This window comes from Conexibacter sp. CPCC 206217, assembly GCF_030646165.1.
Lineage (GTDB): Bacteria > Actinomycetota > Thermoleophilia > Solirubrobacterales > Solirubrobacteraceae > Conexibacter.
Genome location: NZ_JAUTDO010000009.1, coordinates 87,627 through 113,339, shown reverse-complemented (window position 1 = coordinate 113,339; position 25,713 = coordinate 87,627). Strand labels below are relative to the sequence as shown.

The 25,713-nt window shown below is 70.2% G+C and carries 22 protein-coding genes and 1 other RNA gene; 9 read left to right on the top strand and 14 right to left on the bottom strand.

The window, feature by feature from the left end; genetic code table 11:
• Positions 1 to 83: 83 nt before the first annotated feature.
• The gene (locus Q7L65_RS22430) at positions 84 to 821 is read left to right on the top strand and encodes a L,D-transpeptidase (RefSeq protein WP_304724699.1); all 738 of its coding nucleotides are present in this window, start codon (positions 84 to 86) and stop codon (positions 819 to 821) included.
• 84 nt (positions 822 to 905) lie between these two features.
• Here Q7L65_RS22430 and Q7L65_RS22425 read toward each other — a convergent pair whose 3' ends face one another.
• The 4 genes from Q7L65_RS22425 to Q7L65_RS22410 form a co-directional block, all read right to left on the bottom strand.
• Positions 906 to 2,111 (bottom strand): hypothetical protein, encoded by a 1,206-nt coding sequence (locus tag Q7L65_RS22425; RefSeq protein WP_304724697.1) that lies wholly within the window; start codon positions 2,109 to 2,111, stop codon positions 906 to 908.
• A 200-nt stretch (positions 2,112 to 2,311) separates the two neighbouring features.
• Positions 2,312 to 2,737, bottom strand: a complete 426-nt coding sequence (locus Q7L65_RS22420; protein WP_304724695.1) for a hypothetical protein — start codon at positions 2,735 to 2,737, stop codon at positions 2,312 to 2,314.
• A 68-nt stretch (positions 2,738 to 2,805) separates the two neighbouring features.
• Positions 2,806 to 3,489, bottom strand: a complete 684-nt coding sequence (locus Q7L65_RS22415; RefSeq protein WP_304724693.1) for a hypothetical protein — start codon at positions 3,487 to 3,489, stop codon at positions 2,806 to 2,808.
• Between the two features lie 89 nt (positions 3,490 to 3,578).
• Complete coding sequence (locus Q7L65_RS22410; RefSeq protein ID WP_304724691.1) at positions 3,579 to 6,101, bottom strand: alpha/beta hydrolase; 2,523 nt, start codon at positions 6,099 to 6,101, stop codon at positions 3,579 to 3,581.
• A 439-nt stretch (positions 6,102 to 6,540) separates the two neighbouring features.
• Here Q7L65_RS22410 and Q7L65_RS22405 point away from each other — a divergent pair, with 439 nt between their 5' ends.
• The gene (locus tag Q7L65_RS22405) at positions 6,541 to 9,123 is read left to right on the top strand and encodes a choice-of-anchor D domain-containing protein (protein ID WP_304724689.1); all 2,583 of its coding nucleotides are present in this window, start codon (positions 6,541 to 6,543) and stop codon (positions 9,121 to 9,123) included.
• Between the two features lie 110 nt (positions 9,124 to 9,233).
• On the opposite strand, the gene Q7L65_RS22400 is transcribed toward Q7L65_RS22405, so the two are convergent.
• Positions 9,234 to 9,830, bottom strand: coding sequence for a hypothetical protein (locus Q7L65_RS22400; RefSeq protein WP_304724688.1), 597 nt, complete (start codon positions 9,828 to 9,830; stop codon positions 9,234 to 9,236).
• Between the two features lie 52 nt (positions 9,831 to 9,882).
• Between Q7L65_RS22400 and Q7L65_RS22395 the strand changes: the two genes are divergently transcribed.
• Entirely contained in the window at positions 9,883 to 10,857 is a 975-nt protein-coding gene (locus Q7L65_RS22395; RefSeq protein WP_304724686.1) for a universal stress protein, read from the top strand.
• Positions 10,858 to 11,057: 200 nt separating this feature from the next.
• The gene (locus tag Q7L65_RS22390) at positions 11,058 to 12,269 is read left to right on the top strand and encodes a CdaR family transcriptional regulator (protein WP_304724684.1); all 1,212 of its coding nucleotides are present in this window, start codon (positions 11,058 to 11,060) and stop codon (positions 12,267 to 12,269) included.
• A gap of 10 nt (positions 12,270 to 12,279) precedes the next feature.
• Here the strand turns inward: Q7L65_RS22390 and Q7L65_RS22385 are convergent, their stop codons facing one another.
• Complete coding sequence (locus tag Q7L65_RS22385) at positions 12,280 to 13,236, bottom strand: methanogen output domain 1-containing protein (protein WP_304724683.1); 957 nt, start codon at positions 13,234 to 13,236, stop codon at positions 12,280 to 12,282.
• Between the two features lie 126 nt (positions 13,237 to 13,362).
• Here Q7L65_RS22385 and rnpB point away from each other — a divergent pair.
• Positions 13,363 to 13,704, top strand: an RNA gene (rnpB, locus tag Q7L65_RS22380) — RNase P RNA component class A.
• Positions 13,705 to 14,184: 480 nt separating this feature from the next.
• Here rnpB and Q7L65_RS22375 read toward each other — a convergent pair.
• From Q7L65_RS22375 to Q7L65_RS22365, 3 genes are all read right to left on the bottom strand, one after another.
• The gene (locus Q7L65_RS22375; RefSeq protein ID WP_304724681.1) at positions 14,185 to 15,336 is read right to left on the bottom strand and encodes a hypothetical protein; all 1,152 of its coding nucleotides are present in this window, start codon (positions 15,334 to 15,336) and stop codon (positions 14,185 to 14,187) included.
• A gap of 674 nt (positions 15,337 to 16,010) precedes the next feature.
• Positions 16,011 to 16,349, bottom strand: coding sequence for a hypothetical protein (locus Q7L65_RS22370; RefSeq protein WP_304724679.1), 339 nt, complete (start codon positions 16,347 to 16,349; stop codon positions 16,011 to 16,013).
• A 547-nt stretch (positions 16,350 to 16,896) separates the two neighbouring features.
• A complete protein-coding gene (locus Q7L65_RS22365) occupies positions 16,897 to 17,199 on the bottom strand; it encodes an antibiotic biosynthesis monooxygenase (RefSeq protein ID WP_304724677.1) in 303 nt (100 codons plus the stop codon).
• 137 nt (positions 17,200 to 17,336) lie between these two features.
• Here Q7L65_RS22365 and sigJ point away from each other — a divergent pair, with 137 nt between their 5' ends.
• The gene (gene sigJ, locus Q7L65_RS22360) at positions 17,337 to 18,263 is read left to right on the top strand and encodes an RNA polymerase sigma factor SigJ (protein WP_304724676.1); all 927 of its coding nucleotides are present in this window, start codon (positions 17,337 to 17,339) and stop codon (positions 18,261 to 18,263) included.
• A gap of 143 nt (positions 18,264 to 18,406) precedes the next feature.
• Here the strand turns inward: sigJ and metF are convergent, their stop codons facing one another.
• Together metF and Q7L65_RS22350 are read right to left on the bottom strand one after the other, a co-directional pair.
• Positions 18,407 to 19,330, bottom strand: a complete 924-nt coding sequence (metF, locus tag Q7L65_RS22355) for a methylenetetrahydrofolate reductase [NAD(P)H] (RefSeq protein WP_304724675.1) — start codon at positions 19,328 to 19,330, stop codon at positions 18,407 to 18,409.
• Between the two features lie 192 nt (positions 19,331 to 19,522).
• Positions 19,523 to 19,957, bottom strand: a complete 435-nt coding sequence (locus Q7L65_RS22350; protein ID WP_304724674.1) for a MerR family transcriptional regulator — start codon at positions 19,955 to 19,957, stop codon at positions 19,523 to 19,525.
• A 53-nt stretch (positions 19,958 to 20,010) separates the two neighbouring features.
• Here Q7L65_RS22350 and Q7L65_RS22345 point away from each other — a divergent pair, with 53 nt between their 5' ends.
• A complete protein-coding gene (locus Q7L65_RS22345) occupies positions 20,011 to 20,337 on the top strand; it encodes a hypothetical protein (RefSeq protein WP_304724673.1) in 327 nt (108 codons plus the stop codon).
• 46 nt (positions 20,338 to 20,383) lie between these two features.
• Positions 20,384 to 20,707 (top strand): YnfA family protein, encoded by a 324-nt coding sequence (locus Q7L65_RS22340; RefSeq protein ID WP_304724672.1) that lies wholly within the window; start codon positions 20,384 to 20,386, stop codon positions 20,705 to 20,707.
• Here the strand turns inward: Q7L65_RS22340 and Q7L65_RS22335 are convergent.
• Entirely contained in the window at positions 20,691 to 20,915 is a 225-nt protein-coding gene (locus tag Q7L65_RS22335; RefSeq protein WP_304724671.1) for a hypothetical protein, read from the bottom strand. The genes Q7L65_RS22340 and Q7L65_RS22335 overlap by 17 nt on opposite strands.
• A 41-nt stretch (positions 20,916 to 20,956) precedes the next feature.
• Positions 20,957 to 22,363, bottom strand: a complete 1,407-nt coding sequence (locus Q7L65_RS22330; RefSeq protein WP_304724670.1) for a glycoside hydrolase family 6 protein — start codon at positions 22,361 to 22,363, stop codon at positions 20,957 to 20,959.
• Positions 22,364 to 22,719: 356 nt separating this feature from the next.
• Between Q7L65_RS22330 and Q7L65_RS22325 the strand changes: the two genes are divergently transcribed.
• Positions 22,720 to 24,621, top strand: a complete 1,902-nt coding sequence (locus Q7L65_RS22325) for an EAL domain-containing protein (RefSeq protein WP_304724668.1) — start codon at positions 22,720 to 22,722, stop codon at positions 24,619 to 24,621.
• 29 nt (positions 24,622 to 24,650) lie between these two features.
• Here the strand turns inward: Q7L65_RS22325 and Q7L65_RS22320 are convergent, their stop codons facing one another.
• Entirely contained in the window at positions 24,651 to 25,538 is an 888-nt protein-coding gene (locus Q7L65_RS22320; protein ID WP_304724667.1) for a sensor domain-containing diguanylate cyclase, read from the bottom strand.
• Between the last annotated feature and the right edge of the window lie 175 nt (positions 25,539 to 25,713).

The window sequence follows — 25,713 nt, the reverse complement described above, 5'->3', positions numbered from 1 at the left end:
GATTGCAGTGCCATTGCATGGACATTGCGCTCTGCGGGAGCTGTGCAATCGGCGTGCAGCACGCGTCGCGTATCTTGCGATTCGTGAGCCACCGAACCACGAAGCTTCTCTCAGCGCTGACGGTCGTTCTCCTCGTCCTCGCCACCGCCGCGGGCGCGCAGGCGACCTCCCTCGCCCCGACGGTCGAGAGACAGCTGTCGAACGAGCGCACGTCGTCGTTCTGGGCGTATCCCGCACGCGTCGCGACGATCCGCGCCGCGCCGTCGGTCCACGCCAGATCGGTCGCGCAGACGCAGATCGTGACGGAGATAGGCCAGCCGAACGTCTACCTCGTGCTCGCCGAGGCGCAGGTGCCCGGCGACGGCGGGCGCTGGCTGAAGATCCGCGTCCCCGGCCGTCCGAACGGGCGCGTCGGCTGGGTCCCGCGCGACGCGCTCGGCCCGCTGCGCCACGTCACGACGCAGATCGTCGTGGACCGCAAGACGCTGACCGCGACGCTGCGCGACAGAGGTCGCACGCTGCTGCGCGTGCCGGTCGGCGTCGGCGCCGCGGCGACGCCGACCCCCGTCGGGCACTTCTGGGTGCGCGAGAAGCTGCGCTTCGACCAGCAGCCGGTCTACGGCACGCGCGCGCTCGGCACCTCGGCGTACGCGCCGACACTGACGGAGTGGCCGGCGGGCGGCGTCGTCGGCCTGCACGGCACCGACGAGCCGTGGCTGATCCCGGGCCGTCCGTCCCACGGCTGCGTCCGCATCCGCAACGCGGACATGGCGCGGCTGTGGGAACGGACGCCGATCGGCACGCCGGTCCTGATTCGCTGAGCACCGGCACGTGCCCAGCCGAGTCGCTGAGCGCGCAGCCGCGCGCGGGCACCCCGCCCGCGCGCGTGGACAGCGCCGGGCTCGCTATCTCAGCGTCATCACCGGCTCGCCGCTGCCGTTGAGGCCGGTCGCCGAGCGGGTGCAGGTGCCGCCTCTCGGAGCGCCGCCGTTGTACGCCTGGCGCAGGCAGTTGCGCAGCGCCAGCTCACCCCACCAGTTCGGATGCAGCGACTCCTGGATGTAGAAGTCCGAGCCGATCGTCGAAACCGTGCGGATCATGTTGACCCACTCGGTTCTGTCGACCGCGCCGGCCGCTCTCCAGTTCGCGAGCCCTCTCTCCTCCAGCAGCCCGACGGTGTTCTCGCACAGCCGCCGGCCGTTGAACGCGCTGCCGAGGTACATGTGCGCGACGTTCGTGAGGCCGGCGTTGTTGGCGCCGGTGTGGACGGCGTTGGAGATCGTCGGCAGGGCGGTGCCGTTGGCCCAGTTCGCGTCCGCGTTCCAGAAGCCGCAGCCGCCCGTGTTCTGGCGCGTGTAGCCGGACTCGGAGTAGCGGAAGCCGGAGCCGTCGGGAATCGGCGACTCGTAGTCCTGCACGAGGATCGTGTAGGCGTTGTCGGCGTAGCCGGCGCTTCTCATCGCGCTGCGGACGTTGAGGATCGCGTTGGTGATCGCGGTCGTCACGGCGGTGACGTTTCTGGCGGTGAAGTTCGAGGTCACCGACGAGTCGTCGTTGCAGTAGTCCGGCCACCACGACGGCGACAGCAGCCAGTCGGTCAGGCAGGTCTGGATGATCGAGGCGAAGTTGAAGTCGTTGCCGCCGATCGAGACCGCGACGAGCTTGACGTTGTTGACGGCGGCGAATCTCTGCAGCCGCAGCGCCTGTCCCTCGTTGCCACCGGAGTTGTAGAAGTCGAGCCCCGGCTTGAAGTTGCCGTCGGAGTCGGTGAACGTCGCCGTGCGCGCGCCGGAGCAGGCGAGGTTGACGCTGTTGACGCCGCCGCCGATGTGCGCTTCGGCAGCCGTCGAGCGGTGGCAGCGGACGATCGCCTCGCCGGTTCTGGTGGCATTGTCGAAGTACGCTCTGGCCCCGCCGGCGTCGATGTTCGACGCGGACGTGTTCGTGTTCCCGGCCCAGCGGCCGGCCTCCCCCGAGATGTACGAGTCGCCGAGCGTGGCGACCCACGGCGTGCCGACGCCTGGTCCGTCGGCGTGCGCGGCGCTCGCCCCGAGCGCGAGCGCGAGTAACAGCAGGACGCCCGCGCACGCGCGGGTGATGACGGTGGACATGCTCTCTCCCCTAGATCGCGAGGCGTCCCCAATTCGGCCCCGGTCAGCCCACACTATCCAGTTTTCTGTGCCTCGTGGGACTCCTTAAGCGTTCGGGGCCTCGCCGCGGCACGTGCGGCGAGGCCCCGTTGTCTCCGCGGCTCCGCGTTCCCCAACACGGAGTTCCCCCTGTGCGGAGGGCGCGCGACACGGCGAGGGAGTCAGCGCAGTGCAACCTGCGCTGTCCGCGTCGTCACGTTTCCAGCACTGTCGACGGCGCGCACGTGCAGGCGCGCGCCGGTCGGTCGTGCAAGCTTGAGCAGCAGCCGTATGCGGCCCTGCGGGCGCAGCGTCACGACGACCTCGCCGCCGCCGTCGGTGTGGGTCCTGACGTGCGCGACCTCGACGCAGTCGTGCGCGCCGGCGCGGCGGCTGCAGCGCCGGCCGGTCGCCGCGCGCCAGGCGCGGCTGCCCCACACCGGCGTGCTGAGCGTCGCCTCGAGGATCGCGTCGTCGGCGACGCGCATCCCCGCCGTCGGGCCGCGTTGCAGGAAGCGATCGAGCGCGACGCGGGGCGGCAGGTTCAGCGCCGGACGCGCCCCCAGCGGTGCCGAGGGCGCGAGCGTCGCGTGCATGGACGGTTCCATGACCCGGAACCTTCCTCTCCCGCACCTTCAAACTGGTGAAGGTGCGGTGAAGGCCGAGCTTTGAGCAGCTATGGAGTGCTGAGGACCTCCAGATACGGGTGCTGGGCGCTGGTCGCGTTGGTCGTCGAGGAGAGCGTCGAGGCGCCCTCCGGGCAGCCGATCGTTCTGTTGATCACGCAGGCGTTGAACTCGTTGTCGCCCCACGTCCAGCCGTCGATCAACAGGCTCGAACCGGCCTCCTGCGTGATGTAGAACGGGCCGAGGCCGGCAGCGCGATCGGCCTGCCAGTCCGCCACGATGCCCGTCACGTCGAACGTGACGCTCGATCTCGCTCTGAGCGAGATCGCGGTGGCGAAGGTCCCGTCGTAGTCGTCGCCTACGACCGCGCGCAGGCCGTCCGGCTCGGTGCCGTCCTCGGTGAAGACGACCAGCTGGGCCGATCTGACCGTGTCGGTCGGCGACAGCGCCGCGGCGAGCGCGCCGAACGACAGCCGCATCCCGATCTCCTCGTAGCCGGGCGTCGCCGGTCCGAAGTACTCGTGCCCGCCGACGACGATCGAGGCGGTGCTCGCTCTGTCGCAGATCGGCGTCGTTCTCTCGTACGACATGTTGTAGTCGCCGACCAGCATCGAGATCGCGCCGACCTCGCACGAACTGCTCGCGACCGATCTCGTCGTGGTCGCGCCGGCGCTGGCCGGTCCCCATGCGAACGCGGCCGCAACGACCGTGACCGCAAGCAAACGTCGCTTCATTGGTGCCCTCCCCCGGGCGTCCTTCGGTTGCGGAAGGGGCCCCGCCGAAGCGGGGCCCTCCCAGGTCTCGTGTCACATGCGCGCAGCGATCAGCGCACGACCAGCTTCGTCGTCGTGACGCTGCTGTTGCCGCTGGCGTCGAGCACGCGGACCGCGACGCGGTACGTCCCGGCCGGCAGCCTGGAGCCGAGCGAGAGCGTCCACTTCGACGTCCCCTTCGCGACCAGCGAGCGAGCGCCCGCGGTCGGCAGCGCCTTCGTCAGCGTGCCCTTCGGCGTCAGGTAGCGGTACTTGCCGCCGCCGACGCCCTTGGCGACCGTCACCTGAACGGACGACAGCTTCGCGCCGCAGCCCTTGTCGGACGCGGTGCCGCGCACGACGCGCTTGCCCTTGGTCGCGATGCGCGCCGCCGGCTTGACCGTGTCGGTGCAGGTCTTCGCCTTCGGCGTCGCGGTCGCGACCGGCTGGATCAGCGAGACGGCCTGACCGGCGTCGGCCACGCTCGCGCGTGGGGACGCGTCGACCAGGTCGACCGGCTGGACGCCGGCGACCGACGTCGCCTTCGGCCCGTCGGCCAGCAGCTGCGAGCCGCCCGCCGCCTCCTGGAAGCGGATGTCGGACAGCTCGATCGAGCCCGTCACGGGCTTGCCGGCCTCGCCGAATCTCAGCTCCAGTCCGCGCACCTCGGTCAGATCGACGCCCTGAGCGGCGAAGTCGCCGAGCGGGACGCGGATCTGGTTGAGGATGATGTGCACGCGCGCCGTGATGTTGCCGATCGTCGGCTGCAGCGCGTTGCCGTAGCGATGGTCGGCGGCAGCGACCGTGCCGACGTTGCCGTCCGCGTCCGTCAGCGAGATCGAGAAGTCCTGCGTCAGCGTCGCAGGGTTCCAGAGCGCGTCTCCTATCCGTGCGGGATTGCGCGGGTCGAAGAAGTTGACGGCGGCCGCGAGGCCGAGCGCCTTGAAGCCGCTGACGTCGCCGCTCGCGGCCGGGATGCGGGTCGCGAGCGAGGCCGGTCTGCCGGTTCTGCCGACCGGGTCGTCCCATGCCGCGGCCAGCTGCAGGCCGTAGGAGCGGTTGTCCGGCGCGTTCTCACGTGCCGCGGTCTGACCGCCGAGGGCGCCGGCAGCCGGAATCGGGCACCCCTTCTTCGCCGTCGGGAGCGCCCCGCCGAGTCTGAGGTTCGTCGGCGCGAAGTGATCCGGCTCCGGATTGCACCAGTCGAGGCCGGTCGCGGTGTCGGCCGGCATCGGGATCACGCCGCCGTCAGCCGTGTACGGGTTGGCGAAGCCGCTCGACGTCAGCGCCGTGCCGACCGCGCTGACCGTCAGCGGGTTGTCGGGATCGGGCGAGATCACGTCGCGGCGCTCTGCCGCACCCGGGAAGTAGCTCGTCATGACGCGCTCGTTGCACGCCATCCGGATGCCGCTCGGGCTCGTCGGGCAGGCGCTGGCGGGAAGCTGCTTGCCGTCGCCCTCGTTGCTCAGCTCACCCGTGACGTACGGATCGAAGTCGACCTCGCCGCCGACGTAGCGGCGGAAGAACGAGCTCATCAGCGCGAGGCCGATTCTCTCCTGGTCGCCCATCAGCGCCGGGTCGCCGGAGCCGCGGGTGTTGAGGTCGTAGGCGCCGCCGCTGAGACGGATGTTCGTCGGGTCTCTGGGACCGCAAGCCGGGTCGGCCGACGTCGAGTCGTCGTTGTCGACGAACCACACGCTGTTGAAGTAGTTGTGGTCGCCGCCGTGGACGGACATCTGGATGCGCGGGAACGGGTCGCCCGGCAACGCGTACTGGCCGCGCTCGTACATGCGCGCGCCCTGGAGGTTGGAGACGTCGCCGTCGCAGAGCGGCTCGATCGCGAGGTACGGCGTGCCGTACGGCGTCGAGCGCTCGTAGTCGACCGGCGCGAGCGCGATCACGCCGCGCAGGTTGTAGCGTCTGCCCGGCGCGGGGCGCATGCGGTTGTAGTTGATGAAGCTGGAGACCGCGTCACCGCCGCGCGAATGGCCCATCAGGCCGATTCTGTCCATGTCGAGTCTTCCGACGAGTCGGCCGCCGATGTTCGAGTTGGGCCCGTCGGGCAGCGGGGCCGCGTTGGCCTTCGTCAGCATGTCGAGCGCGGCCGCGATCAGCAGGCGGCGCTGATGCATGCCGGAGCTCTGACCGTCCTGGAAGTACATCAGCTGGTCCTGGTCCAGCGAGATGACCGTGTAGCCGTGGCTGGCGAGGTTCTCGCCGAGGTACGCGTAGCCGCGGTCGTTGCGCTTGAACGCCGTGCAGTGCGGAGACGTGCCGCTGTCGCAGTTGGTGTGGTTGCCGTGCACGAGCACGAGCACCTGCGACGGCGTCGTGCGATCGCTCGGGTAGTAGAGCGATCCGCGCAGCTGCAGCGTCGCGGCGGCCGCGGCGCCGGCGACCGGACCGCCGGCCGAGTTCGCCTCCTGCAGGTTGACGGTGCCGCCGAGGAAGGGATCGAGGGTCGTGACGGCATAGTTGCCGCGATTCATCGGATCGGGCAGTGCGGCGCTCGCCGAGGCGGCGGCGAACACCAGCGCGATGCTCGCGAGCAGCAATGCTGCGAGCGCCCGCGAGGGGGATTGGGCGTTTTTCACCAGGTCTCCGAGAGTCAGTTGTCGCTGCGGTCGGGGGGCTGTGGGCGCGCCGCGCGGTTCCGGAGCTGCATTGCGTCAGCCTGATGCCCTGCGCTTCGGCGCCGCTCGTCGTCGGTTGGACGGTGCGCGTGGGCCAGACCCTCATCGGGTCCACGACGCCGGTCCCGAGCGGGATCCGCTGCACAGTGGCCCGACGATGGTAGTGGCGGTGGTTGCACACTCACCTATCCCTGCGGACAAACCGTAGCTGCGAATTCCGTTCCTCAGGGATAACGGGAATCCGATGTTCTGTCGTTTATGTTGAACGAGCCCTCAGCCAAGGCCGGCGAGCGGCGCCGTTCCGGGGCGTCGACACATCTCCCGCGCCACCCCCGCCCGATGCTCTTTTGATTAAGCGCAGGGTGGCTCTGTCGATCCCACACGAGGTTCCCCCCATTCCATGACGCAACGAACCCTCCGCCATGCGCTCCGGGCAGCGCTCGTCTGCGTGGCGATCCCAGCCGCGCTGGCGCCGGCGGCCGCGTCCGCGTCGACCTTCACGGTCGACGACGACTCGGCCCAATGCCCCAGCGCCGCGTTCAGATCGATTCAGGCAGCCGTCGACCAAGCCGCCCCTTGGGACACGATCATCGTCTGCGACGGCATCTACGAAGAGCAGTCGACGCCGGCCTCCGGCACCGGCTCGCCGTCCGCGACCGGCTCGCTCAACGGCCTCACGATCACGAAGCCGCTGACGATCAAGGGCACCGGCGCCAGCAAGGTCACGATCCGGCCGAGAAGCTCGCTGACCACCCTCGCGGGCACGGCCCCGTACCTGCGCGACGGCGGCGGCAACGTCGTCACGATCTCGCGCCAGTCGCGCGATGCGACTGACATCAACACGATGTTCGTCGACATCTCCGGCGTCACGATCGACGCGCCGACGACATACGCCGAGGCCGGCGTCGCCTTCTTCAACGCCAACGGCGCGATCAGAAACTCGGTCGTCGGCCCGTTGCTGCGGGCGACCGATTCGGTCGAGCTGGCGGCGAGACCCCATGGCTGGGGCGTCGTCATGACGAACCACTTCCAGGGCGCCGAGGCCGGCCCGCATCGCGAGGTCTCGATCGAGAACAGCCTCGTGACCGGCTACCAGTCCGGCGGCATCCTGTTCGACGACTCGCGTGGTCCCGATGGCGACCCGACGACGTTGCAGCGCTCCGGCATCGTCCAGTACGGCTACGTCAGAAACAGCACCGTGCAGGGCAGCGGTGACAGCACGCTGATCCCGCAGACCGGCATCGAGTACCACTCCGGCCAGCGCGGCGCCGTGATCGGCACCAGAATCTCGGACAACGACTTCACGCCCGATCCGCGCAGATCGGTCGGCCTGCTGCTGACCGACGCCGACACCGGCGTCGATCCGTCCAACCCCAGCGAGCGCGCGTTCAGACTCGACTACAGCTCGTTCACCGGCAACGGCTACGGCATGTTCAACGCCAACGCCGCCAACACCGACGTCCGCCTCGGCGCGCCGGCTTTCACGCTGCCGATCGTGAGCGGCACGACGGAGTCCTACTGGGGCTGCAGCGTCGGCCCGATCGTCGGCGGCGCCAGCGCGAACGTCCTCGTCAGAGGATCCCCGCAATTCTGCAACGGCATGTCGGGCAACGACGCGAACTCGCAGCCGAGCATCGAGTACCAGCTGTTCCGTGCGAGCGCTCCGCCGCTCGCGACGGCTCCCGGCACGACGGTCGACAACGCACCGACCGCCGTGCTCGCCGAGCCGGCCGACGGCAAGATCATCGCCGGCCAGCCGTTCGAGCCGACCGTCAGCGCGACGGACGACTTCGGCGTCAGATCGGTCGAGCTGTCGCTGGACGGCAGAACGCTCGGCACCGTGAGCACCGCTCCCTACGAGTTCGTCGGCGGAGGCTTCACACCTGCCTTCGAGGAGATCGGCGAGAGCCACACGTTCGTCGCGAGCGTCACCGACTCGGCTGGGCAGACGACCGTCGAGACGGTCGTCGCGACGGTCGTCGCGCCCGCCGACTACGTCGCCGCCGCCGTCGACACCACGCTGCTCGACGCGGGCTCCGTCACGCTGGGATCGACGGTCGACAGAACGATCACCGTCACCAACACCGGCAGATACGCCCTGACGCTCAGATCGCTCGATCTGAGCGGGACGGGCTTCTCGACCGTCGCCGGCAGCGGCGCCTGCACGCCGGGCGGCACGGTCGCGCCCGGAGCGCTCTGCACGATCACGCTGCGCTTCGCCCCGACGGTCGAGGGCGCGGCGGCAGGCACGCTGTCGATCCCGTACACGGCGCTCGGCGGCGGCGACCCGCTCGTCGTCGCGCTCACCGGCGCCGGTGTGGCGCCCGAGGTGAGACCGCCGGACACGAGACCTCCGGTTGCCACGGTGCCCGTCAGCACCGCAGCTCCGAAGGTGACCGGAAGCGCGAGAGTCGGCTCCAGGCTGACATGCCAGCCGGGTGGCTGGAGCGGCGCGCCGACCAGCTACGCGTACCAGTGGCTGCGCGGCGGCACCCCGATCGCGGGCGCCACCAGCGCCACGTACACGGTCCTCGACGCCGACGTGCTGACGGCGATCAGCTGCCGTGTGGTGGCCGCCAACGCGGCCGGCGCGAGCGCCGCGGCGACCTCCACGACGGTGACCGCCTCGTTCACGACGATCACGACGAAGACGACCGTCGCCAAGCAGGCGGGCGCGTCGATCGTGACCTTCATGAAGGCGCCGAAGGTCTCCAGAAGAGGCGTCGTGACGTTCGCGAAGGTGCTCTACCTCGGCACCGGCACGGGCACGATCAGAGCGACCGGCACGCTGAAGGTCGGCAGAGCGAAGTTCACGCTCAGAATCACGCGCAAGGTCGCGAGAGGCAAGATGGCGACGCTCTCGGTGAGACTGAGCGCGAAGGCCAGAAGAGCGCTCAAGGGCAAGTCCGGCAAGCTGACGCTGAAGGTCGCCTCCAGAGGCGGCAAGAGCGGGAGCACGTCGTACACCTCGACGGTGAAGTGACGACGTAGGGAAAATCCCTCGATGGGACGTGCGAGAGCCCCGCTTCGGCGGGGCTCTTTGCGTTTCAGAGGCGTGCGGCGGTGCGCGGTGGACGACGGCTGCGGCGCCGCTCAGCCGCCGCGCTTCAGCAGCCCGGGCAGCTTCGCGATCCCGCGCGGGATGTCGCTGCGGGCGTGCTCCAGCGACTGCTCCAGCGCGTCGTTGGCGTCGTCGTGCAGGCTCGGACCGTGGCCGACGAGGATGTGGCGCGGCTTGAAGCAGCGCAGGCTGTACGGCGGCGTCAGGCGCAGCAGCGGGTGCACGCCGAGCGGGCGGCCGAGCGCCATCGCCGGCGCCGTGCCGACCGCCTCGGGCACGACCAGCAGCTGCTGCTGCGGCCACCACAGCACGACCTCGCGCCACCAGCGGTGGTCGATCAGGCGCGTCGGCTCCAGTGGCGTGCCGGGCAGCGTCCGCGGCAGCTTCAGCAGCGGCACGCCGAGGCGCTCGGCGAGCCGGGCGCTGTCGCGGCCGTGACGATCGAGCAGCTGCAGCACGCCGGCCGGCTCGCCGAGCGCGGCCGCGCGCTCCAGCGCCGGCTCCCAGTCGACCGGGTCGACGAGCCAGTAACGGCCGTCGGCGACGAGCGCGTGCGAGGCGCGCGCCATCGGCTCGTCGACGAGCCAGGTGAAGCCCGCGTCGAACTCATTCGAGATCCTCGCCTCCATTCCCGGTAGCTTGCCAGGTCCCGTGACCGGATCGCAATCGCCACTGCCACCGATGACCGTCCTCGCAGGCGTCGACGCGGCCCCGGCGTCGCGTGACGCGGCGGTGCTGGCCGCGGCGTTGTGCGGTGGGTCGCCGAGCGGCGCGGGCGCGAGCCCAGGCGGTGCCGCCCAGGCCGGCGCGGCCGGCGCGGGCGCAGGCGCTGCGCCCGGCGCGGACGCGGCCTCCCCCGCTCCGCTCCTGCTCGCGGCCGTCGCGATCGAGCCGCGCGCGTCGATCGGGGAGCGGCTGCATCGTGACGCGCAGGCGGCCGCGCGCGAGCAGCTCGACGACGCCGTCGCGCTGCTGAGAACGGAATGCGCGCCGACCGCGCAGGCGCAGTTCCTCAACGCCCGCTCGGCGCCGCGCGCGCTGCATGAGCTGGCCGCGCGCGAGCCGACGGCGGTCGTCGTGCTCGGCTCCTCGCGACGCGCGCGCGAGGGCGAGGCGTTCGCCGGCCGCACCGCGCGCCAGGTCCTCAACGGCGCGCCGTGCGCGATAGCGCTCGCCGCGCGCGGCCTGCACGCGCCCGACGAGCCGCAGCCGTTCGCGCTGCGGCGGATCGTCGTCGGCGTCGACGGCTCGCCCGAGGCGGCCGACGCACTCGCGACCGCGCGAACGCTCGCGCACCGCTGCGGCGCCGCCCTGCACGTCGTCTCCGTCGCCGACGAGTCGCTCCCGCTGCGACGCGCGCCGCTCGGCGAGGTCGTCGAGCTGGCCGGCTGGGACGAGGTCGTCGCGCAGCGGCGCGAGCTGGCGCAGCGGATCCTCGACGAGGCGCTCGCGGTCGACCGCCCGACCGGCGAGCTGCGCGTCGGCGATCCGCCAGAGCAGCTGGCCGCTGCGGCCGCCTGCGCCGATCTGCTCGTGATCGGGTCGCGTCAACGCGGGGCGCTCGCGCACGTCGTCGTCGGCTCGACGGCTGAGGAGCTGCTGCGCGGCGCGCCGTGCTCGCTGCTGCTCGTGCCGCGGCCGCCAGCAGACGCCTGACGCAGGGTCGCGCAGTCGATCGGCGGACCGGAAGTGGGCGCGTTTACCGCAAGCGCAAGCGCGCCGAACAAACGATCCCAGCAGCGATTTGGACATCCGGATATGGATCGGGTGTGAATCCTCATCGAGGATGCACAGCACCCGCCGCCGCCCCTCGCGCAGGCCCCGCGCGCTGTCCCCTTGCCTCCCCAGCTGGTGCAATGACTCTCCAAACGACGCCCGCTCGCCGGCTCACCGCCCTTGGCGACCCACCGCAGCCGACGACCGCGCTGCGCGATTTCCACGCCGACGCGCTCGACGCGGTGCTGTGGGACCACGACCTCGACCGCGTCGCCGCGTTGACCGCCGCGGCCGTCGGCGCCCCCGTGGCGATCGTCGTGCCGCACCTGCAGATCGTGCACGTCGCGCCCCGGTCCGACAGCGCGGTCGTCGCGGCGCTCATCAGGCACGTCAGCGATCGCATGCGCGGCCGGCCCGCGCAGGTCCCCGCCGACGTGCTGGCGGACGCGCCGATCGTGCGCCGCGGCGAGCTGCTCGGCGCGGTCCTGATGCTCGCCGGCGAGGCCGACTGCGCCCGTCGCAGCACCGCGGTCGAGTTCCTCCACGTCGCGGCGGCGGCGACGCTGACGCGGATCGCGGCGATCGAGCTGCGCGCGTCGATCGAGCAGGACCTGCACGGTTCGCTGCTGGAGCAGCTGCGCGGCGACGACGTGCCCGATCCGCAGCTGCTCGCGCAGCGCGCGGCACGGCTCGGCTGCGACCTCTCCGCGGGGGCGATCGCGCTCTGCATGCAGCCGCAGCCCGGTCGCGCGAGGGTCGCGCGGGCGCTGATCTCGCAGGAGCTGAACGGGGCGCTCGTGGAGGAGACGGGCGAGCGCGTGATCGCGCTGCTGCCGCTCGACGGCGAGCAGTCGTCGCTGGACCGCATGCGCGACCTGGTCGAACGGCTGCGGCCGTACGGGGTCGCCGGCGTCTCGCGCCATCACACGTCCGTCGGCGAGCTCGGCCAGGCGCTCGAGGAGGCCGAGTTCGTGCTCGACGTGATCGGGCTGTCCGACACGCCGGTCGACGTCGACAGGGTGATGGGCGGCACGTACCGGCTGCTGTTCCGGCTGCTGGCGACACACCCCGGCGAGGTCAGCGCGCTGTACGAGAGCACCGTGGCGGTACTGGTGCGCTACGACGAGCACCACCGCACCGATCTCGTCTCGACGCTGGAGACGTATCTCGAGCTGAACGGCAACATGAACGCGACGGCGGCGCGGATCTACGCCCACCGCCACACGGTCGCGTACCGGCTCGACCGGATCCGCGAGCTGACCGAGATGGACCCGGCCGACGGCGAGCACCGCGAACGGCTCGGGCTCGGGCTGAAGGCGTACCGGCTGCTGAGCCGGGACCGGAGGGCCTGAGGGGGCCGGCTCAGCCGCCGATCGCGCCGAACTCGTGCGCGCTGCGCCACTCGCCGCGGTGCGCGCCCTTGAGCCACACGACGACGCGGCACTCCGGATCGCCGAGCGCGATCCGCTCCTCCAGCACGACCGACGCGCCGCCGGTGTTGCGCGCCGCGATCCCGCCGAAGACGCTGGAGGTCATGCGGCAGAGGCCGGGTGCGCGGCGCACGACGTCGCCGAACGGGCAGGTGCGGTTGCCGAGCACGATCCGCTCGTCGTCGGCGTCGATCACGTAGAAGTCGCCTTCGATCGCGGCCTTCAGGCGCACGTAGAGGTCGGCGATCTGGGCCGGGCCGAGGTCGCCGACGACGCCCTCGACGCGGCGGTACTCGTCCTCCATGCGACCGCCGACGTCGGCGCCGACCTGCGCGATCGCGGCCGCGGCGGCGTCCGGTCCCTCGTTGCGCTCGACCGCCTCGGCGAGCTGCACGACGAGCGCGCGCAGGAACGACTCCCTGTCGAAGAAGCCGTCGGGGCGCACCTCCTCGGGCGCGGGCAGCGCGCCCGGGCGGCGGCGCGGCACGTCCTGGTCGCGCTCGAGGTCGCGCAGCACCGGCAGCTCGACGGTGACCCTGGAGCCGCCCGCGCGCTTGGCGGCGACGGTCATCCAGCCGGCGACGTTGGAGACGATGAAGAGCCCGCGGCCGCCACCCTCGGCGAGCAGGTCGGCGGGCAGTTCGCGCGTGTCCTCGAAGCCGGCGCCGAGGTCGTGGACCGACAGCACCGCGCGCACCCTGGACCAGTCGAGCTGGACCCAGGCGGGGCCGGGCGCGTGGCGCTCGACGTTGCTGAGCAGCTCGGAGATGGCGATCGCGGCGCCGTCGAGGTCGGAGCCGGGAGCGGCATGGCGACGCAGGTGCTCTCCGACCTCACGACGCAGGTCGGCGACGGCCTCCGGCTCGGTGCCCTCCAAGTACCAGTCCACGCTCGTCCGTTTCGTTCGCCGCTGCGACCAATCGCCGCGCGCGCAAAAAGAGCAGTGTACGGTGCCGCGCGGCCGGCGTCAGGCGCACTGTCCGAACGCGATCACGCTCGCGCGCGTTAACCTGTGGCGGCAGGCTGAGCAGTCGCGGAGGTGCAGCACGGGCCTTCGAGGAAAGTCCGGACATCGCAGGGCAGGGTGGTCGCTAACGGCGACCCGGGGAAACCCGCGGGAAAGTGCCACAGAGACATACCGCCTACGTCAGCCGCTCGTCCGCGAGCGACAGGCCGGCAAGGGTGAAAAGGTGCGGTAAGAGCGCACCGGCGTCGCGGTGACGCGGCGCGTCAAGGCAAACCCCACCCGATGCAAGGTCAAGCCGGACCGTTCGCAGGTTGCCCGCCAAGGTCCAGGTCGGCCGCACAGATGGATGATTGCTCCCGACAGAATCCGGCTTACAGGCCTGCTAAGGAAAAGCCCCGCTCCGGCGGGGCTTTTCTATGGGCAGGTTCGCCGGGGAATCGACACGCTAGGCAGAAATGGAGCCCATCAGCGATTTCGTGGAATCGTCGGCGCGGGCGCCCGGCCAACCAAAGTCCGCGACCGCCTCAAACACTCACTTCGTCCCTACCCGCATCCCGCACGGAACCTAGCCTTTCAACGTCCGCGTCGCTCGACGCCCGGGAATGCGCGTGTTGCATCGGATGTCTCTCCTCGCGTTGGTCGAGGTCGCGGGAGTGACGGCATCGAGCCGTCCACGCAGCCGATTGTTCTCGACACGATGGACGACCACGGCGGCGTCTCGCCACAGGTTCGACCAATGCTCGGGTCGCGGGAGCGACGGGGGTCAAACCCGCGATTTACACCCCGCATCGAGATCCGGCTCTGACGCCCGACGCGGGTTTCCGGCTTGGGGGAACCGCGCCCGAAGCGCGGCACCCCCCAAAGCCGGGACTATCTTTTCGTCGTTGGGAGTTGGAGCGTCGCGTTGCGTGTGGCTGTGGCTGATGGTGGCCGCCGGCCGACGGCAGCCGCCACGTCGATCGTCACCCGGATACGAGCGCCTCTCCTGAGCTTTCTCGCGGCGGCGGCCTTGACGGTGAGCCGTGGTCTGGCCGTGCCATTCGCTCTGATCTTGACAGTACCGGTGGCTATGACCTCTCCGGCTCTGGTGCGTGCCTTCAGGGTCACGGGACACGTCAACCCGTCGTCAGGGCAAGCAACCGTTGCACGCGGATCGAGCAGGAGGCCTCTGTTTCGCTTCAGCAGGACCGGAGCTTGCTTGCCGAAGGTGATGGTGGGACGGCCGGGGATGCCAGGGTCTGGAGCGGGGCCGGTCGGCGGCGCCTGCCGGTCGATGGTTTGAGCCACGCTACTCGGTCCGCCCCCGGCCGGCGTCTGATAGATCGGACCGGAGGGCCGGTTGCCGAGCATGAGGATGATCTCGTCGGCGTAGCCGTGGTTCTTCTGACCCGGCTGTCCAGTGGCGATCAGTTCGAGCCGGACGCTGCGAGAGGCGGACGGCAGCGGCAGGTGATCTCCACGCGCCGCCAGCATCGTCTGGTTTCCTCGTTCTGAGGCAGTAGGCCCTGGGATGCGCGTCGGCGTCACCAGCGCTTGGCCGAGAGCATCGAGGGGAGTCAGCTGGATGTCGACTGTGTCCGGAGAACTGCCGAATCCGCCGAGAAATGCGACCAGCCCGAGATCATTGACCTCGCCACTCGAGATTCTCGCTGCGAACGCTGTCAGATCGACATCCTGCACCAGCCGGGCGTTCGGCTCGTTGCCCGGGTCGAAGAACATCGCACCGCCTCCGCCGGTCCCGCTGCCGGCCGCGATCGACGCCGACACAGCCGCATCGGGGAAGTCGCCCGGCGTCCCATACGCCGTCGCCGTGTAACCAGGCGTCCCAATCCAACCTGCGAGACCAGGGCGGCCGATTTCGGCAGCCGGGTTCACCGGCAGCACGTCGATCGGCGGCCGAGCGGTCGCGTACGTCGTCGCGACCGCAGCGGCGGGCATCGCCACCACGCCGCCGACAGCCATGACAGCCACAACAGCGAGGCGCGTCGTGCACTTCGCTGTGCGGCTGGAACCACGCTTCATCCTCTGCCCCTTCCCTGCTTGAAGTTCCCCTGGCTACTCATGCTAGAGGTGAGCGACCGTGACGCCAAGTGTTGCAGCGGCGGGGCCGACATCGGTGTAGTACATCCAAAAGAGTGTGTTGCATCCCCCGTTTCTGCGATCCTCTCTGGTGCCGAAGCCGCTGGTGATACCGGTCGCGCCAGCGGTCGCCGGGTTCCAGACGGGTCCGCCCGAATCACCCCGCCAAATGCAAAGGTACTCGCCGTTCAAGGTCTGAAGGTAGGCGGTTGGGTATCCGGTGTATGTGACCGCCGTAATTCCTTGGTTCGTGCCGCAGGTCGATGCCGAGTGACCATAGGTCGGGGATCCCGTGCCAGTATGGCAATAGTAGCCGTTGATGACGCTGGATCCCACACCGCTTACACCTGCCGTGGTCCACGGACTGGTTCAATCCAGGAACGCGGGGTACGGGGCCAGTAACCCGACAGGGCGATGACGCCAACGTCACCACCGGCGTTCACGAAGCCTCCGACATCCCAGCCCATCAGCGAACACGCTCTTCTGAGATCACAGACGTTCCGCGGGGTTCCCGCAGCCTGGATGCAATGCCCGGCCGTGAGAAAGTGGTTCCCCCCAGCAGCCGTCGCATAAAAGCCCGTGACCTTCAGTCCACCGCCAACGATCATCGCCGACACCTACCCGGCACGGATCTCGCGATCCAGACGCTCCGCGACATCGCGCAATGCGGCGTTGAGCGTCGTCTCGTTCCAGCCCACCTCACGCACGACCGTGTCCGTGGCCAGGCCGCGACCCTCGACTGCTCGCCGAACCGCGGCGACGCTCCCACCCGGCCCGACTTCGACGACGTAGCGCCCGTTGTTGAACCAGACCTGACCGAAGCTCTCGCCGATCTCTTTACGCAGCTCTTCGGGCAGGCCTTCACCCTTCGCCTGCTCGTCAAGGATCTCCCGCGCCTTGTCGACACTTACGTTGTACGCCTTAGCGTATGAATCTGCGGCCGCGGCCTTCGCCATCTCCCGCGCCTGTGGAGTATTCAACTGCGTTGGGTCAAGCGGTGGTGCGGCGCTGGCCAGCGCCGCCGACGGTGATCAACACGGTCGCCGCCAGCGCGCCCGCGCACCGAACAAATCGGTGAATGCCCCGTGAACTCATGCGTCCCCTTCGTCGTGAGCGGCTCACCGGTGCTCCGCTCAATCCCAGCACAGCTCCGACGAGCCGCGCAATCACGCCTAATTTCACTACCTTTTTACATATCTTTGCTCAGGCTCGATACTGAGTGCGCCGTCACCGGAATATGCCACCCCAACCTGGCGGTGACCCGATTGTCGGATTCCCGAACAAAGCATACTGGCGCACACGCAGTCTCGACAACGGACTTGCGGTCACCGCGATACACCGCCCGACGGCATATCTCGGCCTGCTGCGCAGGCGCGACGTTTCGGGTCGCTGGCTCCGAGACTGAGATACACCGCCGATCGGTGGACTTCCCGGGGCGCAAACTCAATCGTCCGGTCGGCCACTCGTCGTGACGACCGCGACGGCGAAGACGGACATGCGTCCTCAGCGAACCTCTGCCGCGACACGGTAGAGCGCGGGCGCGGCGGGCGCCATCGCGGCGACCCGCTTGGCGTACTCGGCGGCGGCGGGATCGGCCTGCGTCGCCTCGACGTCCTGCGGGCTGCGCCACCGAGCGACGTTGACGACGCGGGCGCCGTCGAGGCTGGCGAGGATCGTCACGTCGACGAAGCCCGGTCGGTGACGGATCACCTCTTCGGCACCCGTCGTCAGCAGCTCGACGAGCTCCTGCTGCCGGTCGGGGTCCACCTCGATGATGTTGATGAAGGTCGTCAGCTCGTCAGCCATGGTCGTACTCTGCTTTCGTCTGCGGGGTGGACCGTCCTCCCCTCTCACAGTGATGACGAGCCAGCCCACCCCGACGTCAGGCGCGGCGGACGTGCGGCACGACCTGACGTTCCGAGCTGCTGCGTCGTCAACACCGTGTGGATTCCGTCGCCGACCCCGGGATGACCGACCTCGAACCTTCTGACCGCGCGCAGCTGCTGCGCGTCGCCTACCGGCTCCTCGGCTCTCTCGCGGAAGCCGAGGACGCGGTCCAGGAGGCGTACGCACGCTGGTACGCGCTCTCGCACGAGCGCCGCGGCGAGGTGCGCGTGCCGCAGGCCTGGTTCACCACTACCGTCAGCCGCGTCTGCCTCGACGTCCTGCGCTCCGCTCGTGCGCGACGAGAGCACTACGTCGGCGAATGGCTGCCCGAGCCGGAGCCCTCCGCGCTTCCCTGGACGAGCGCCGTCGGCGCCACGGACGTCGCCGACCCGGCCGAACTCGCACAGCACGACGAGTCGCTGACCATGGCGCTGCTGGTCCTGCTCGAGTCGATGACGCCAGCCGAGCGGGTCGCGTTCGTCCTCCACGACGTCTTCGACTACCGCTACGACGAGATCGCCGCGATCGTCGGGCGCACGCCGCATGCCTGCCGACAACTCGCCTCCGTCGCACGCAACCGCGCCCGCGACGAGCGCCGTCGCAGCGGCGATGGCGCGGAGCTCGCCCGAACCGCGAGCGCCATCAAACGGGCATGGGAGGCAGGCGACCTCGACGGCCTCGTGCGCCAGCTCGACCCAGGCGCCGTCGCACTCGTGGACGGCGGCGGGCACGTCAGCGCGCCCCGCGAACCCGTCCGTGGAGCGGGCGCGATCGCACGGCTGCTGCTCGGCGTCCTGACGCGGCAGCCAGACCTTTCGCTGACGGGCACGACCGTCAACGGCACACCGGGCCTGCTCGCCCACGACGGCGCCGGGCGGCCGCTCGCGGTCATCTCGATCACCGTCACCGACGGCCGCGCCGATCGCCTCTGGGTCGTGCGCAACCCCGCCAAGCTCACCGCCTGGGCCGGCCACGCACAGTGACCCCGGCTGCGCGGCGCGGTCAGCGTCGTCGGATAGGTCTGCGCAGGAAGAGCCACGCTCCGGCGGGGCTTTCTATGCGCAGATTCGCCGGGAGTCGACACGCGAGGCGATACTGCCCGCGACTGATCATGGCGACAGGATTCTCACGCCGTGCTGTTCGACGCCACTGCACGAGCAGGATCGGCGTTCTCCCACGGGCGGTGGAGCCGCAGCGTCGAGAGGATCGCCCGCGTCGCCGGACTGCGATTCATCGTGATGAAGTGGATTCCCGGCGCCCCGGCGGCGAGCAGCTGCGCCGCCTGCTGGGTCGCGTAGCTGACGCCCAGGTCCTTGACCGCGTCCGGGTCGTCCGCGCGGGCGTCGAGCTCGCGCCGGTAGGCGTCCGGGATCCGCGCGCCGATCTTCGCCAGGAAGCCACGCGACTGGCTGATCTGGGTGATCGGCATCAGCCCCGGAATCACCGGCACGTCGACGCCCTCGTCGCGCAGCCGGCGGATGAACGAGAAGTAGTCGGCGTTGTCGTAGAAGATCTGGGTGATCAGGAACCGCGCGCCGGCCGCGACCTTGGCCTTCGCCGTCTCGACGTCGTCGTGCTCGTGGCGGGCGTCGGGGTGCGGCTCCGGGTAGGCGGCCCCGCCGATGCAGAAGTCGTACTCGCCGGCGAGCAGCGCGGTCAGCTCCGGCGACGACGCGAAGCCGCCCGGCGTCGGCGAGAACCGCTCCTCGCCGCCCGGCGGGTCGCCGCGCAGCGCCAGCACGTTGTCGATCTCGGCGTCGCGCATCTGGCCGAGCACCGCGCGGATCTCGTCCTTGGTCGCGCCGACGCAGGTCAGGTGCGCCATCGCCTCCAGGCCGTGCTCGAGGCGCAGGTTGCGGACGACGTTGATCGTCCGGTCGCGCGAGCTGCCGCCCGCCCCGTAGGTGACGGACACGAACGACGGCTGCAGCTCGCGCAGCGCCTGGAGCGTTCCGTGGAGCGCCGCCTCCGCCTCGTCCGTCTTGGGCGGGAAGAACTCGAAGGAGAACGTCGGATCGGGCGACGTCGCGATGATCTCGTCGATGCGCATGGCGACCAATGGTAAGGCGCTCTCCGCTCCGCGGCGGCCGTTTCCGGAGGCGCCGCCGTGGGAGCAGGACGAGCGGCGGGGTCTTGACGTACGTCCCTGACGCGGACAACCGCGAGGCCTGCCAACCGTGATCGGGCTGCTGACACCAACGTCGAGCGTGCGAAGGCGCCGCATCGCGCCGGCTTGCGGCCCCTACCCGACGTGCGTCAGCGGCAGGAACGCGGCACGATCCGATCCCTCGGGTCGCTCAGCGTCGGGGCCGAACAGGTCGCACACGTCGAGCGTCGGGCAGTCGCAGCCGGTCGCGGTCGTCAGCCAGGACTGCATCGCCGTGGCGCGCTCGATCAGTGCCTGCACGTCGGGCAGCTTGCGCTGCGCCAGCATGCGCAGCGAGTCCGACGCGCGGTCGCTGTCCAACAGCTCTCGCACTTCGTCGAGCGAGAACCCGGCCCGCTTGGCGACATCGACCACCTGAAGGCGGCGAACCGTCTCGGCGGTATAGCGGCGCTGACCGGCGAGCCGGTCGGGCTCGGGCAGAACGCCGACGCGCTCGTAGTAGCGGATCGCCGAGGTCTTGACACCAGCTCGTCTGGCGACTTCGCCGATCGTCAGCGTCGCGTCGTCCATCTCCGAGATCACCGCCTTGACTTCAACACGAGTTCAACACCCACAGTAGCCGCATGCCCACTCGAACCCCCATCGCCTGCTCGCTGTCGGCGACCGAGCTGCCCAAGCGACTCGCCGAGATGGAAGCGATCGGCGCCGATGCGCTCCTGACCGCCGACCGCACCCCCACGACCGCCCGCCTGCGCTTCCGCGCGAGCGACGACACGCGCGAGCGGCTCGCCGCGATCGTCACCGCCGAGTCGCGCTGTTGCGCGTTCCTGAACTTCGACCTGCGCGACGACGCCGGCGCGATCGTGCTGACGATCGCGTCGCCCGCCGACGACGCGGCGCGGCTGATGCTCGACGAACTGGCCGACGCGTTCGCCGCGACCAAGGCGTGACGCGAGCGAACGGCCGCAAGCGCGCAGCCCTGACAGGATGCCGCGCATGACCGGCCGCTCGATCGCGCTCTTCATCGCCGCCGCGCTCGCCGAGATCGGCGGCGCCTATCTCGTCTGGATCGGCATCAAGGAACACAAGGGCGCGCTCGTCATCGCGCTCGGAATCGTCGCGCTCGGCCTCTACGGCGTCGTGGCCGCCGCCCAGCCAAGCAACGAGTTCGGCCGCGTCCTCGCCGCCTACGGCGGCGTCTTCATCATCGGCTCGATGCTCTGGGGCGTCGCCTTCGACGGCTTCCGCCCCGACCGCGCCGACCTCGTCGGCGCGACCCTCTGTCTCGCCGGCGTCGGCGTCATCATGTACGCCCGCTGAGCGAATCCATGCGTACATGGGACTGGCCTCTGCTCGCGCTCGCCGCCGTGGTTCCTCTCACGAGGACCGTCGTCGCGAGCAGGGCGCCTGCGACGAGCACGATCGTGATCGCCTTGAGGCGCTTGGGGGTCAGCCAGCCGAAGGCGCGCGTCGCGAGCCACGCGCGTATGCCCGCCGCGCCGGCGGTCGCCGTCATCGCGCCTGCCATGCACTGGATGCACATGGCGACAGAGCTTACGCGGGTCCACCTCAGCGCGGGAGCCGGAAGTTGGCGTTCTTGATCAGGTCGAGCGCGTAGTCGAGCACGAACGTGCCGGTCGCCGCGTCCGTCTTGCCGCAGCCGCCGGCGGAGCGGCCGGGGTTGCCGATCCAGAAGACGCCGTCCAGCTTCGCGAAGCGCGCCGGCACGTCTGAGGTCGGCTTCGGACCGAGGCCGCGGTCGGGTGCGTTGCAGCGGATCGAGTTGCCGAACTTGACGCGACTTCTCGGGCGCAGCGCGCCCTTGCCGTTGGTGGCGGTGTTGATCACGTAGTGCTTGCCGCCGATTCCGGCTGAGATCTTGTTCGCGTACTTGATCTCGCGGATCGTCTTGTTCTGGTGCGTGGCGTTGGTGAAGAAGCCCTGGATCTTGTCGACGCCGACCGCGCGCAGCAGTTTCGCCATGTTCTGCGGCGGCCGCGCGTCGCTGGCGCCCGCGTCGACGTAGACGACCGCGTGGGGGACTCTGGAGAGCGTGTCGATCGCCGAGCGCATCTCGTCGATGCGGGTCTTCAAGCCCTGTCCGGAAAGGCACTTCGCGGTGATCAGCGCGTCGATCTCGTAGAAGACGACGACCCTGTTGTTGCCGATCCCCTGCGCAAACTTTCTGTACCACTTCTTGTAGGCCGCGGCCTCGGCCGGGCTGTCGCTGTAGCCGCCGCAGGTGTGGTGATGGAAGCGGTAGGTGCCGAGCAGCGGGACCTCCCCGGGATTGCTGTGAAACGCCTCGGCGAGGTACTTCGAGACGACGTAGCCGGGCTGGGCGTTGAAGCTGCCGAAGCGCTTTGCCTCGGGCTGATCGGCGATCACCTGCAGCGCCTTTGCGGCCGTCGGGTTCTTGCCCCGGATCTGACGTGCATAGGTCCCGGCGATCGTCTGGGACGGGTTGCTGTAGAAGCGCGCGCCCTCGAGCGGGTTGTCGCCCGTCGGCGCAGGGTTCAGGCCCAGCGGATTGACCGTGTCGCGCGGATCGGTCGAGATCGCGTCGTTGTCCTCGATCGTCAGCAGTGCACGATCGGGCTTGCCGACTCTCTCGGGATATGCGCCGTAGATCCCGACTGTGGCCGTCTCGTCGGGCTCTACGAGCGGGTCGTCGACGATCGGGACTTCGAACGTCGCGGTCGTCTGACCGGGAGCGAAGTCGATGCGTCCTCTCACCGGCTGGTAGTCCTGGAACTGCTGCGCGGTCTTGTGGTACACGGCGTAGCGCACCTCGCCGCCGCGCGCGGCCTCGGTGCGCGTGACCGTGATGACGGCGTTGCCGGCGCCCTCGGAGACGTCGTAGCGGTCGGCCGAGAGGTGGACGGTCCCGGCGGCCGATGCGGCGGCCGGGACGATCAGCGTCGCGGCAGCGGCGATGGCGCACAGCGTTGTGAGACGGCGGTGAGATGCAGACATGGCGCGCAGCGTCCTCCGGAGTCGGGAGTCGGCGTGGTGCTGCCGACGGGCTGTGAAGTGAATTGCGGCGACGCTTCCCAGCCGGTTCATCACGTAATGAAGAGTGGACGGATGACCGAACGAACGAGCTTGCGCAACGGATCGCTCCAGCCGTCTTGTATCGACCGCGCGGAACTCGGGCTTGAGCGATTGGGGCGACGTGTCGCGCAGCCGCGCACGCGGCAGTACATCCGTTGAGCGGCGCATCCGAATGCGACTGCTCTACGCACTACGGGCGCAGACTGTTCCCATCGACGGGTGAGAGAGACCGTCGAGGTGATGCAGGAAACTGTCAGCGAGCCTGATCGGAGTTACGCGTGTCACTCACTTCGTCTTTCCACGAGCTTGCGACGACCGCGGCCGCGGTTGCGCCGCAGCCGTCGGGCGGCGAGTTGGCGGCGGCGCTGCGGGCCGGCGAGGTGCGCGTGGACCTGCAGCCGCAGGTCGACCTGTGCAGCGGCCGCGTCGTGGCGGTCGAGGCGCTCGCGCGCTGGTCCAGCGCGCGCTCGGGGCCGGTGCCGCCGTTGACGTTCATCCCGCTGGCGGAGGCGCACGGACTCGGCGAAGCGGTCAGCGCCGCGGTGCTGGAGCAGGCGCTCGGCTGCGTGGAGCGTCTCGACGGGCTCGGGGCGCCGAGCCTCCGCGTCGCCGTCAACGTGTCCGCGCGAGAGCTGTCGGACGTCGGCATCGTCCGTCGCGTGCGGGCGGCACTGGACCGCTCGGGCGTCACGCCGCAACGGTTGACGCTCGAGGTCACCGAGGATGCGCTGAGCGGCGATCCGAGCGTGCTGCGCGAGGTCCTGGGTCGCCTCAAGAGCCTCGGCGTGCGGCTGTCGCTGGACGACTTCGGCAGCGGCTACTCGTCGCTGGGGCGGCTGCAGTCGCTCCCGCTCGACGAGGTCAAGATCGATCGCAGTTTCGTCGAGCAGCTGCGCCGCACCGATGACACCGGGGTGATCACGGCGATCGCGGCGCTGGGCCGCCACCTCGGCATGACGGTCGTCGCCGAAGGTGCGGAATCCGAGGCAGAGCTCGAGCTGCTCGCTGGTCTTGGCTGCCAGATCGCGCAGGGCTACGCGGTGAGTGCGCCGTTGCCGCCCCCGCAGCTGTACGCCTGGCTCGATCGCGAGCTGACCTCCGCGTCACGGCGCCCGGCTGCGGCGGTGACGAGCTGCCCCGCCCAACCGCAGGCGCGGTCGCATGGGACGGTGGAGCTGAGTCTGCGCCTGCACCAGGCGCTGGATCAGACGATGACCGACAGCGGAGCCTTGGACGTGGTCTGCCACACGACCGCGGCGCGGCTGGCACGCACCCTGGGCGCGGAGTTCGCCGCGTGGTGGCGCACCGATCCGAACGTCGAGCGGCAGCGGTCGCTGCGCTGCGTGACGGTCTGGTCGGCCGAGCGGCTGGCGCAGTCTCCGCTGTTGCAGATGACGCGCGCGATGACGTTCGCCGCGGGCGTGGGCCTGCCCGGGGTCGTGCTCGAATCGCCCGATCCGGTGTGGGTCGAGGACGTCGACGCGAAGCCGGCGCTGCTGCGCGGCGAGGCGCTGCGCGCGGCCGGCCTGCGCAGCGCCCTGGCGATCCCGCTCCTCGACCGCGACGGCGCGCTCGGCGTCGTCGAGTTCTTCGGCGCCGACATGCCGAAACCCGACCGCGGCGACATGAACGCCCTCGCCAGCATCGGCGTGCGACTCGCGAACCTGCTCGTGCGCCGCGACGCGACCGCCGCAGTGGACAGCTACTCGGTGACGCTGCGAAGGCTCCAGGCCGTCTACGCGGCGCTCGAGACGGCGCCGGCGCACGCGTTGCCCGCACGGCTGTGCGAGCAGGCGGCCGAGCTCGCACAGGCGGACGTGGTCGGCCTCTGGCAGCCCGGCGCGGCCCCTGGCGAGCTAGTCCTGTCGGCATCGCACGGCGGTGTGCGACCCGGGCTGCGCACCAACGCGCTGACCGAGCACTCCGGCGTCGCGACCGCATACGCCTCGCGACATCCGCTGTTCGTCGAAGACCTCTCCACGCATCCGATACCGTCGCCGCGGCTGGCGGAGCGCTTCGACGCCCGCTCGGCGCTGTTTCAGCCGATTCCCGCAGCGGCAGACTCGCGCGCGGTCCTCGCGATCGCCTGGAAGGCCGCCAGACCGGCGATCGACCCGCCCCTGCGCTCCTGCATCGAGTTGCTCGCCGCTCACGCCGAGACGCTCCTGCGCAGTCGCTGAAAGACGCGTCCGGTCTTCGGTGGACGCGCTCAGCGGCGAGCGCCGCAAGCGGCGTGGACGATCCGGTCTCGTCCCGTCGCCTTCGCTTCATACAGCGCAGCGTCGGCGCGACCGAAGAGCCGTTCGGACGACTCGCTGCCGTCCCAGACGGCAAGCCCGACCGAGCAGCCGCGACCGTTCGGCGTCGCCGCGCGCAGCCGTGAGAGGACGAAGACCGCCGTCTCGGCGGCGCAGTCGGGCAGGCTGACGGCGAACTCGTCGCCGCCGTAGCGAGCGATCAGGTCGCCCTCCCGCAACGCATCGCGCCAAGCGATCGCGCAACGCCTGAGGAACTGGTCGCCGGCGCTGTGCCCGAGCTCATCGTTGAGCTCCTTGAAGCGATCGACGTCAACGATCGCGATCGACAGCGGGGTGCCGCGTCGCCGCGCCTGCGCGATGTCACGCGCGAGCGTCTCGTCCCAGGCGCGGCGGTTGGCCAGACCCGTGAGCGCGTCGGTGCGCGCGGTCGTCTCCAGCAGTCTGAGGACGTTCGCCCGCTGCTCCTCCGACTGCTTGCGATCGGTCAGGTCGCGCGTGACCTTCCCGAAGCCACGCAGGACGCCACTCGGATCGTAGACGGCGACGATGCGAACGTGAGCCCAGAAGCGCGATCCATCCTTGCGCAGTCGCCAGCCCTCTTCCTCATAGTGCCCGAGCGCCGCCGCTGCCTCCAACTCTCGCCGGGGATGGCCCAGGTTGATCGCCTCCTGGGGATAGAAGCGCTCGAACGACTCGCCGAGGATCTCGCTCGCTTCATACCCCTTCAGGCGCTCAGCGCCGCGGTTCCACAGGGTCACGCGCCCCTCGACGTCGAGCAGGATGATCGCCAGGTCGTCGAGGCCCTCGACGAGGTCAATCAGCACGCTGCGGTCTGGCACTCCGGTGATCGGTTTCTCTGTCATACGTTTCGCGGGGTCTCTCGGCAGTCTCGACGGAAAGCTTTACACCTGATGTCTGTACACACGCAGGCGGCGGCCGACCGGATCACCGCGTTCGGCCGAATGCGTCTTGCGTCCACCGTCTCGACGCGGACGATCACCACGCTGTTGGATC